Here is a 10,481-nt window from a genome sequence, read left to right as displayed (position 1 = left end):
GATTATGCCTCCGCCATGGCTGGGTGGCGCTCGATGCGGGCAGGTGCGCCGCAGGTTTCAAGGAAGAACCGGATCATCAGGTTCTGAGCCGACAGCATCCGGTACTCGGCGCTTGCCCGCCAGTCCGACAGCGGCTGGTAATCTTCGGCAAGCGCTGCACGCGCCGCCTGGATGGTGTCCCAGTTCCATGGCTGACCGGTCAGCGCCGCTTCGGTTGCTGCTGCCCGTTTCGGCGTCCCGGCCATGCCGCCAAAGGCAATCCGCGCCGAAGCCACAAGTCCCTCGGCATCGAGCGTCACATGAAAAGCCGCGCACAGCGCCGAAATGTCCTCGTCGCGGCGCTTGGAAATCTTGTAGGTGGCAAAGAACACGCCATCCTCAAGCGCCGGCACGAAGACGCTTTCGACGAATTCGCCGGGCTGCCGGTCCTGCTTGCCATAGTCGATGAAAAACGCCTCAAGCGGCAGCGTGCGCCGGTCAGCACCCTTGCGCAGCGTCACCGTGGCATTGAGCGCTATCAGCGGCGGGGCGTGTCGCCGATCGGCGAGCCATTGGCAATATTGCCGCCGACTGTACCCATGTTGCGCACCTGCTCGCCACCGATCCGGTCCCAGAGTTCCGCCATCTGCGGAAAGGCCGCCACCAGCGCACCGCGCGCCGCTGTGTAGGACGCGCCTGCGCCGAGCGTCACGCCCGTTTCGTCGAGCGATATCTGCTTGAGCCCATCGAGATGCCCGATGAAAATCACCGGCGCGATCTCCCGCATATGCTTGGTCACCCACAGCCCGACGTCGGTGGAACCGGCCACAATCGTCGCCTCCGGATGGGCTTCGTAGAGTTCCGCCAGATCATCGACATCGGCGGGCAGGAAGGTGGTGCCACGATCGCTTTCCACCGTTACCCGTGCGCCGTCGGAAAACCTGGTAAGCGCTTCAATGGTGGCGCCATAGGCCGCGACCAGCCGGTCGTTGTCTTCGGTCGGAATGGTTTTTGCGGCAGCGACAGCCGCCTTGACGATCGGCTCGTAGCCGGTGCAGCGGCACAGATTGCCCTGCAGGGCGCGTTCGATGTCGGCCTCTGTCGGTTCCGGTTCGGAAAGCCACAGGCCATGCAGCGAAGCCACGATGCCCGGCGTGCAAAAGCCGCATTGGGAACCATGATTGTCGACCATGGCCTGCTGCACGGCACTGAGCGCGCCGTCTGGCCGGTTAAGATGCTCTACTGTCACCACATGAGTGGCATCGAGCGAACCGACAAACCGGATGCAGGCATTGACTGATTCGTACGTCAGAATTCCATTGTCCAATCGCCCGACCAGCACCGTGCAGGCGCCGCAGTCACCCTCGGCGCATCCCTCCTTGGTTCCGGTCAAGCGCCGGTCGAGCCGGAGCCAGTCGAGCAAGGTGAGATCGGGCGCGAAGCCTGAAAGTTCGACCGTTTGATCGTTCAGCAGGAATCGGATGAAAGCGCGGTGGGCCATGTCGCCTCGTAAAATTTGAACCAGTTGGACAAAACTTACTCCAGCATGTCATTCGGCGAAAGACCGGAAGCAGGATTAGACAGCTTCAGGCAAAGCCGGTTAATCGCCGCTCTTTTCAAACATCGTCGATAAGTGCCTTGTCTGGCTGCCATCTGCCTGGCGTGGCCCTGGCAATCCGAGATATTGGTTTTCCAAATCGACTGTCGATGTCTTGCCGATCGAATCGCGGTTTGCCTCCAGCCAGCGATCCGCCTCAAGCCGGCCCCGGTCACGCAGATCGGTGAGAAATGACCAACTCACATCGAATTTCGAAGACACCGGTAGATCCCGCAACGCCTCGTCAGCATGCACCGAATGCACCAATATATGCCGCAACCGGTCCTTGAATTCATCCTTGAGCCATTCCCGCTCGATCAGGTGGGTGACAAAATTGATGGCCCGCAATTCATCCAGAAGCGAAGAGTTGAACGAGATTTCGTTGATCCGGTTCAAGATGTCGGGCGCCGTCTTCGGCACCTCGTCACGCTCCATCGGATTGATGTGCACGATCATCACGTCCCGGCTTTCGCAATTGTAAAAGAACGGAAACAGCGCCGGATTTCCGACATAGCCGCCATCCCAGTAATGCTCGCCGTCGATCTCGACCGCCTTGAACAGGAACGGCAGGCAAGCTGACGCCATCACCACGTCAGCGCTGACTTCGCTGGTTTCGAAAACTCGCACTCTACCGCTGCGCACATTGGTGGCGCTGAGGAACAATTTTGTCTCGCAGCGTTCGCGCAACGCTTCAAAGTCAACGCTTTCCGATAGAAGGTCGTGCAGCGGGTTGATGCCGAACGGGTTGAATTCATAGGGAGAGAAGGTGCGTGTCATGGTGTCGAACGCAGCGAAGGTTGCAGCCGTTACCATTTCCATGCCGGGGATCGCTCCTTTCGGCACGACGCGAACAGGCGACCAGACCGACCCGCCGCGGCTCGACCGGCGCCAGAAATCCTCCAGAGCCGCTTGTCCCCCGATGCGTCCGCCTTCCATCAGGCCATGCGCCAGTACCGCGGCGTTGACCGCGCCGGCGCTGGTGCCGGAGAGGCCTTCGAACTCGATGTCGGGTTCGTCCAGCATCCGGTCGATCACGCCCCAGGTGAAGGCGCCGTGCGCGCCTCCGCCTTGCAGCGCCAGATTAATCCTGCGGACTGCGGCCTTGCCGGCTTTGGCCTTGGTTGGCGCCTTTGCTTTGGTTGCGGTGCTCATTGCGCCGTCCAGCCGCCATCCATCGGCAATGCCGCACCGGTGATCTGCGCAGCCTGGTCTGACGCCAGATACATCGCAAACGCTGCGATCTGTTCGACGGTGACAAATTGCTTGGTCGGCTGTGCCTTGAGGATCACCTCGTTGATGACCTGTTCTTCGGTCATGTTGCGCGCCTTGGCGGTGTCGGAGATCTGTCCGGAGACAAGCGGGGTTTCGACATAGCCGGGACAGATGGCGTTGGCGGTGATGCCGAACTCGGCGCCTTCCAGTGCAACGGTCTTCATCAGCCCGATTATGCCGTGCTTGGCAGCGACATAGGCGCTTTTATAGGGCGACGCGATCAATCCATGGGCGGACGCGATGGCAACGACCCTGCCGAATTTCTGTTTCTTCATGATCGGCATGGCAGCGCGGACCAGATGGAACGCCGAGCTCAGATTGATCGCGATGATCGCGTCCCATTTTTCCGGTGGAAAATCCTCGATCTTTTCGACATGCTGGATGCCTGCATTGGGGACGATCACGTCCACGCTGCCAAATTTGGCCTCGGCAGTTTTGACCAGATCGGTGATTTCATCGGGCTTGAGCATGTTGGCGCCATGAAAGATCACATCACCTGCGCCAAGCGAAGCCAGCCGCGCCCGGGTCGCTTCGATCTCGTCGCCCTTGCCCAGACCATTGAGAACGACATTGTACCCGGCGAGAGCAAAGCTCTCGGCGATTCCGAGGCCGATACCGCTGGTTGATCCGGTAACGATAGTGGTTTTCATGGCAAGATCCTTTCGTAAATGCTGCAATGCACAAATAGGTGTTCTTGCTGAAAACTCCAATCAACTCTTGGAGAGCAGCAACCAAAATGACGGGGTTTGGTTCTGGCATCCTTGCCACTCCGGCCATTCCGGTTCATGGAGACGCCACCAATTGAAGTCCAAGCAGCGCCCGTCATGACCGATTCTCCGCAACCTCAGACGAATAGACCATCAGACGCGCCCTCTGTCCTGACCACGGCCATGGCAGGCGCGGTTGCCATGGCGGTGGCGATGGGGCTGGGGCGGTTTTTCTACACCCCGGTGCTGCCAGCGATGATGGCCGGCCTTGATTTGGGACCGGCCGAGGCTGGCTGGATCGCGTCCGCCAACTATGCCGGCTACCTGCTTGGCGCCATTCTGGCCGCCTATGGCTGGGCCGAGGGCATCGAGCGCAAGGTGGCCCTTGCGGGACTGCTGGCCACGGCGCTGCTGCTGCTCGCCATGGGAATCTCGAGCAATTTCATCGTTATATGCGTGATTCGCTTCCTGGCAGGTGTCGCCAGCGCCTTTGTCATGGTTTTTGCCTCGGCGATCGTGCTGTCACACGGCCTCGTCACGGGTAAGTCTTGGGTGCAGTCCAGTCATTTTGGTGGGGTCGGCATCGGGATTTCCGTTTCAGCCATCATGTTCGGTCTGATTGTTCTCGGGGATGGCGGCTGGCGCATGGCCTGGATCGTGGCGGCGGCTCTGGCCTTCGCCGGCCTGGCACTTGTCAGCCGTTATCTGCCACAGGGCGTGATGCGGATCGGACCCGCAAAAAGGGAACCGCCGCTGACATGGACGCCAGCGCTGCTGGCCTTGACCATCGCCTATGGCATTTTCGGGTTCGGTTACATTGTCACGGCAACCTTTCTGGTCGCCATTGTCCGTGACGGCGGCGGCTCGTCGCTGTTTGAAGCCGGAGTCTGGCTGGCCACCGGCCTCGCCGCGGCACCCTCGGTCGCCTACTGGCTGCCGGCTGTCAGGCGCGTGGGGCTTGTCAATGTGTTTGCCATCGGTTGCCTGGTTGAAGCGCTTGGCGTCGCGGCAAGCGTTCTGGTGCCACTGCCTGCCGGGCCGGTTGTTGGCGGTGTGCTTTTGGGCGGTACATTTGTCATGGTGACGGCCTTTGGCTTGCAGGTCGGCCGTCAACTCGCCATCGAAAGTCCGCGCCGGGCGTTGGCAATGATGACGGCGGCATTCGGCACCGGCCAGATTCTTGGACCAGTCGTTGCCGGCTATCTTGCCAACTGGTCGGGCACCTATACCTGGGCCAGTCTCGCGGCGGCTGTCGGATTGCTCATTTCCGGTGGAATTGTGCTGATATTCTGCAGAATCCGCACAAATACTGTGTGAAATCTGGCCAAAGGTGGCCACCTGAGACAAAAAGGCGCATACGGGCCATTCGATGCCGATCAGCCGCCGGAACCATCCCTTCTTCTGGCTGATACTGTGCGAGCGCGGGAACAGGACCCTATTCCCTGGCTTGCGCCCCGGCAGAAGCGGCCGATCAAGGCCACGTCAATTGAAAAAGGGGAAAATAGTGTCTGAGACAGAGACCACAATCCTGGAACCGAGCTCTGATTTTGAAGTCGGCCAGGACAATGTTCAAGTCATGGGGCTGGACGTCCACAATCCGGTATTTTTCGTATCGGCGGTGATCATCGTCGCATTTGTCATTCTGACCTTGATGTTCGGCGAGGCGTCCTCGGCGTTCTTCAGCTGGCTTCGCCCGACCTTGACCGACATGTTCGACTGGCCGTTGCTGATGGCCGGTAACATCTTCGTCCTGTTTAGCCTGGCGCTGATCGTCACTCCGCTGGGCAATATTCGCCTGGGCGGTGTCGATGCCGCCCCGGATTACAACTACATGGGCTGGTTTGCCATGCTGTTTGCAGCAGGCATGGGCATCGGCCTGATGTTCTTCGGTGTCTCCGAGCCGCTTTCGCATTATGCCAGCTCATTTGGTGGCACTGTGATGGAGAATGGCGTCCGCACCGACTGGGCACCGCTTGCCGGTGCTGTTGGCGACGTCGAAGCAGCACGAACCAATGCCATGGCGGCGACCATCTTCCATTGGGGTCTCCACCCCTGGGCGATTTATGCAGTGGTCGGTCTGGCCCTGTCTTTCTTCACTTACAATCGTGGTCTGCCGCTGACCTTGCGTTCGGCCTTTTACCCGTTGCTCGGGGAACGGGTCTGGGGCTGGCCCGGTCACGTGATCGATACGCTGGCCGTGTTTGCCACGCTCTTCGGTCTGGCCACATCGCTCGGCTTCGGCGCCGAGCAGGCCATTGCCGGCCTCAATTTCCTGTTCGGGATTGAAATCACCGGCTCATCGAAGATTGTGCTGATCCTGATGATCACGGCGGTAGCACTCTGCTCCGTGGTTGCCGGACTGGACGCCGGCGTCAAACGCCTGTCCGAGATCAACATGGTCCTGGCCTTCGTGCTGATGGCCTTCGTGCTGATTGCCGGTCCGACCATGATCATTGTCACCGGTCTGCTCGACAACACCGTCGCCTACGTCAAGGAAATCATCCCGCTGTCCAATCCGTTTGGCCGCGAAGATGTCAACTTCATGCATGGCTGGACCGCCTTTTACTGGGCATGGTGGATTTCCTGGTCTCCTTTCGTGGGCATGTTCATCGCCCGCGTGTCGCGCGGCCGCACAGTGCGGGAATTCATCACCTGCGTGATTCTGGTGCCGACGGTTGTCTCCATCATCTGGATGTCGATCTTTGGCGGCGCTGCCATCGATCAGGTCATCAATCAGGGCAATGAGGCGGTAAAGAACTCCGACCAGGCCGTGATGCTGTTCGAGATGCTCAAGACCTATCCGATGACGCAGATCGCTTCCTTTGTCGGCATCGTTCTCGTGATCGTGTTCTTCGTCACCTCGTCGGATTCGGGCTCACTGGTCATCGACACCATCACCGCCGGCGGCAAGGTCGACGCACCGGTGGCACAACGGGTGTTCTGGGCTTCGTTCGAAGGCATCGTCGCCATCGTTCTGCTGATCGGCGGTGGCCTCGGCGCGCTGCAGGCGGCAGCCGTGGCGACCGGTGTTCCGTTCGCCGCACTGCTGTTGCTGATGATATGGTCCACCTACAAGGGCCTGATGGAAGAACACCGAATGCTCAAGAAGGGCTAACACGCCCTGTCGTGTGACTGAAAACTCATGGAGCCCGCCCCTGACACACAGCGGCGGGCTCTTGTTTTTGCACAATGGCGTGATTGCAGGCGCCTTCGGATTGCCGTAGTTGTCGCGGTGTCCTAGGTAGTCGGCCAACTTTCGACGAATCATGTCCTGCCATGCACCCAAGGATCTCCGCCCGTGTTTGAATCCTTTTTTCCCAGACCAAAACTGTTTTTCTCGTCAATGCTGCTTTGGGCAGGTCTGGGCATTGTCATCTGGTACACGGTGGGCGATTCCATCGGCGCAGCACTTGGCTTTGCCTTGCCCGAGCCCGAGGCTGAACCGATTGTCGGGCTGTATTATTTCTACACCCCGTCATTTCTCTGGTTCTATGCCTTTTACACCATCTGGTCGCTGATCTTCACGGTCTTCTGGTTCAATTTTTCACCTCACAAATGGCAGCTCTGGTCGATCCTCGGCTCGATCTTCATTCTCTTCAGCACCTATTTTGGCGTGCAGGTCTCTGTCGCAATCAACAATTGGCGGCGTCCGTTTTTCGACCAGTTCCAGCAGGCTTTGACCGGTGACGGTTCGGTGAGTGCTGGCGATCTCTATGGCCTGCTTCTGATCTTCGCTCAAATCGCCTTTGTCTCGCTTGGCGTCTATGTCATTACCCGCTTTTTCGTCAGCCATTATGTCTTCCGCTGGCGCACGGCGATGAATGATTTCTACATGGAACGCTGGACCCGTGTTCGCCACATCGAGGGTGCGTCCCAGCGTGTGCAGGAAGACACAATGCGCTTCGCCTCGATCATGGAAGGCCTCGGCGTGGCCTTTGTCGATGCGGTCATGACACTGGTGGCGTTTCTGCCGGTCCTGTGGGGATTGTCGCAATATGTGACGGAGCTGCCACTGGTTGGCGAAATTCCACACGCCCTGTTCACTGCGCTGCTGTTCTGGGCGGCCTTCGGTACCGGATTGCTGGCCATTGTCGGGGTCAAGCTGCCGGGACTCGAGTTCAGAAACCAGCGCGTCGAGGCGGCCTATCGCAAGGAACTGGTCTATGGCGAAGACAATGCGGATCGCGCCCAGCCGGCCACCGTGGTCGAGCTGTTCAACAATGTCCGGAAGAATTATTTCCGGCTCTATTTCCACTACATGTACTTCAATGTTGCGCGCAGCCTCTATTTTCAGGCCGACAATATCTACGTGAGTGTCCTTTTGGTGCCCACCATTATTGCGGGCAAGATCACGCTTGGCATCTGGCAGCAGATCCTCACCGCTTTCGGTCAGGTGTCGAGCTCGTTCCAGTTTCTGGTTAGCTCCTGGACCACGATTGTCGAGCTGATCTCGATCTACAAACGTCTGCACGCCTTTGAGGCCGTGTTCAAAGGTCAGGACCTGTCGGATATCGAGAAGAATTATCTCTCGAGCCAGGGCAGTGGTTTCGTGCAACCGATTCCGAACCCTGCGCCTGGTGCTGGCGGGCCGGACGCGGTGCAGACAATTGATGATCCGAAATAAGCGGGTTGTCCCGGCGGGCTGGGTAGACTTCTAGCTCGCCGAGCCATTCCGGCCATTGAGACGCCGTATGGCTTCCTGGTAGGTCACGCAGGCGACGCCCGGCTTTCTGCAGGTCTCCATGGCGAAACGTTCCAGCGCGTCCCAATAGGCGCCGCCATTCATCTCGACGAAATGAAAGCCCAGTTGCAGCGGCCGCCGCTCGCCCGTGTATTCGGTCTCGAACGCGGTACGGAACGCCGCAAGCGCGCGCTCCTCGAATTGCGCCGATTTCGACGGCGTTTCATCCCCGCCCGAATGTCGGACGAACAGATTGTAATCCATGGCGATGATCCGCCTTTGCTTTGGTCCTTCCGGAATCAACGGCAACGCGAAGCGGGCGGTGACTTTGGTGAAGTCGGGGGCTACCGGGCCGCGCGACACGCCGCTGGCATCATAGGCAAAGCTCCGATCCGTCAGCGCCGCATAGAGCCCGTCTCCGACTGACAGATAGGGTGCGCGAAACCCCTGGATTCCTGATTTGGCAAAGGCGGCCCATCCCGCCGGTGCTTCCGCGCCATTGTGGCTCCAGCCATTGGCCAGGGCTGTATCAAACTGGTCGAATTCGGCCTGCCAGTCGGATTTGCTCCAGTCCTTGCCATCAAAATGACCACAGCCATGGCTGCCGATCTCGTCGCCGGCCTGATGCGCCGCCCAGATGTGACCGAGTCGGGTCAGCACTTCGGCGCTGTCTTGCGCAAACCCGACATTCGAGCGGCCCGCCGAGTGTCCCGGCGCCTTGTAGCCGTTGCGATCAGCCTTGCTCATCAGAAAGGTGCAGGAGAGAAAATAGGTAAACCGCGCGCCGCTTTGATCTGCCAGTTTGAGGCTTCGGTCCCACAGCGCGTTGTCATGGGCGCCATCGAAGGAAATCAGCACCAGTTGCTCGCGATCGGTGTCTGCTGCGGTGGCCGGTAAAGCTGTCGTGCACAACCCGGAAATCAGGAGAGCCGTTGCGAGAAGCCTTGGCGGCGGCGAAGTGGTGATCGGGGCAGGGGATGTCATGATGCTTGGCGACCTGGCTTTACGCGTGACGAAGAACGAAGTCAGGTTGTGTGATCGTCAAATGCGGCAGTGATGTGGAAGCGAGCCGGATGAACGCGTACAACCCGACGCGCAGCGGACGCATTTTTCCGCCATCGGATCGATCGCAAGCCGTTTGTCCGGGATCGCCTCGCCACAATCGGCGCACCAGCCATAGTCGCCGTCCGCCAGCCGCCGTTCGGCCATCTCGATGCGGACCAGATCGCGTTTGCGGGACCGTTCCTGCGCTGATGCCATCGCCTGCTGCTGCATGGCGTCCATACGCGACAGGCGCCCGACCGATTGCTGGTCCAGCGTCACCGGCGCGCGCGCTTCTGCGCTCAGCGCCGACATGCTTTCCAGATCCGTCTTCTTGTCAGCAAGCCGCCTCCGCGCGGCATCCAGATCAGGTTCCATGAGGCCATCATGACCCAGTCGCGGCAGGGATACAATCGCTTCAGCGGGCTGCTTCTCATCGGGCTCAGTCCGGGGTATGTTTGCCGCAACATGCGGACCGGAAAAGGTCCGGAAACAACAGGGGAGATGACGGATGATCTGGCTTATTGTCGGACTGGTTCTGTTTCTGGGGGTGCATTCCGTTCGTATCGTTGCGCCGGAATTCCGTGCTGCGCAGATCGACGCCCGCGGCCTGAACACCTGGAAGGGGATCTATGCGCTCGTCTCCATCGCAGGTTTTGTGATTATCGTCTGGGGCTATGGCATAGCGCGGCTTGATCCGGTGGCGTTCTGGGTGGCACCGTCCTGGACGAGCCATGTCGTGGCACTGCTGATGCTGCCGGCCATGATCTTTCTGGTCGCATCGCAGGTTCCCGCCGGTCGCATCAAGGCAGCGGTCAAGCATCCGATGCTGCTTGCCGTCAAGATCTGGGCGCTGGCCCACCTTCTGGTCAATGGCGACCTGGCATCGCTTCTGCTGTTTGGCAGCTTTCTGGCATGGGCGGTCGTCGACCGGATCTCGGAAAAGAAGCGGTTGCTCGCCGGCATCACTCGCAATCCGGTGGCAGGACCGGTGAAATGGGATGTCATCGCCGTGCTCGGTGGTGTGATCCTGTATCTGGCGTTCCTGCTGTGGCTGCATCAATGGCTCATCGGCGTGCCGCCGATTGTCGGTCTGTGAGGCGGCCGGTACACCACCGAGTGACGCTGTCAGCGGTTGGATAGGTGCCCTTGCACCCTTGTCAAAGCGGGGTGCGCGGGAGCTTTCCGCACATCCCCCCCTTAC

The 10,481-nt window shown here is 59.7% G+C and carries 8 protein-coding genes and 1 pseudogene; 4 read left to right on the top strand and 5 right to left on the bottom strand.

The window, feature by feature from the left end; translation table 11 throughout:
• Window positions 1–2: 2 nt before the first annotated feature.
• The 3 genes and pseudogenes from xdhA to IMCC20628_RS14150 all read right to left on the bottom strand — a co-directional run bounded on the left by xdhA (window position 3) and on the right by IMCC20628_RS14150 (window position 3,498).
• A pseudogene (xdhA, locus tag IMCC20628_RS14160) lies at window positions 3–1,480 on the bottom strand (xanthine dehydrogenase small subunit).
• Between the two features lie 99 nt (window positions 1,481–1,579).
• Complete coding sequence (locus IMCC20628_RS14155) at window positions 1,580–2,728, bottom strand: patatin-like phospholipase family protein (RefSeq protein ID WP_082128143.1); 1,149 nt, start codon at window positions 2,726–2,728, stop codon at window positions 1,580–1,582.
• A complete protein-coding gene (locus IMCC20628_RS14150) occupies window positions 2,725–3,498 on the bottom strand; it encodes a 3-hydroxybutyrate dehydrogenase (RefSeq protein ID WP_047030748.1) in 774 nt (257 codons plus the stop codon). The genes IMCC20628_RS14155 and IMCC20628_RS14150 overlap by 4 nt, the downstream gene beginning before the upstream one ends.
• A gap of 240 nt (window positions 3,499–3,738) precedes the next feature.
• Between IMCC20628_RS14150 and IMCC20628_RS14145 the strand changes: the two genes are divergently transcribed.
• The 3 genes from IMCC20628_RS14145 (at window position 3,739) to sbmA (ending at window position 8,179) form a co-directional block, all read left to right on the top strand.
• A complete protein-coding gene (locus IMCC20628_RS14145) occupies window positions 3,739–4,872 on the top strand; it encodes a YbfB/YjiJ family MFS transporter (protein WP_245307784.1) in 1,134 nt (377 codons plus the stop codon).
• 187 nt (window positions 4,873–5,059) lie between these two features.
• A complete protein-coding gene (locus IMCC20628_RS14140) occupies window positions 5,060–6,670 on the top strand; it encodes a BCCT family transporter (protein ID WP_245307783.1) in 1,611 nt (536 codons plus the stop codon).
• 183 nt (window positions 6,671–6,853) lie between these two features.
• A complete protein-coding gene (sbmA, locus tag IMCC20628_RS14135; protein ID WP_047030745.1) occupies window positions 6,854–8,179 on the top strand; it encodes a peptide antibiotic transporter SbmA in 1,326 nt (441 codons plus the stop codon).
• 30 nt (window positions 8,180–8,209) lie between these two features.
• Here sbmA and IMCC20628_RS14130 read toward each other — a convergent pair whose 3' ends face one another.
• Together IMCC20628_RS14130 and IMCC20628_RS14125 are read right to left on the bottom strand one after the other, a co-directional pair.
• The gene (locus IMCC20628_RS14130; RefSeq protein WP_052766435.1) at window positions 8,210–9,220 is read right to left on the bottom strand and encodes a polysaccharide deacetylase; all 1,011 of its coding nucleotides are present in this window, start codon (window positions 9,218–9,220) and stop codon (window positions 8,210–8,212) included.
• 57 nt (window positions 9,221–9,277) lie between these two features.
• On the bottom strand, window positions 9,278–9,655 hold the full coding sequence (locus tag IMCC20628_RS14125; RefSeq protein ID WP_047030744.1) for a TraR/DksA C4-type zinc finger protein: 378 nt from the start codon (window positions 9,653–9,655) through the stop codon (window positions 9,278–9,280).
• Window positions 9,656–9,788: 133 nt separating this feature from the next.
• On the opposite strand from IMCC20628_RS14125, the gene IMCC20628_RS14120 reads away from it, so the two are divergent.
• A complete protein-coding gene (locus IMCC20628_RS14120; RefSeq protein WP_047030743.1) occupies window positions 9,789–10,376 on the top strand; it encodes an NnrU family protein in 588 nt (195 codons plus the stop codon).
• Window positions 10,377–10,481 lie beyond the last annotated feature (105 nt).

Origin of the sequence: Hoeflea sp. IMCC20628 (assembly GCF_001011155.1) — a bacterium.
GTDB lineage: Bacteria > Pseudomonadota > Alphaproteobacteria > Rhizobiales > Rhizobiaceae > Hoeflea.
The sequence above is the reverse complement of the archived record's forward strand: the minus strand, read 5'-3'. Positions and strand labels throughout refer to the sequence as shown.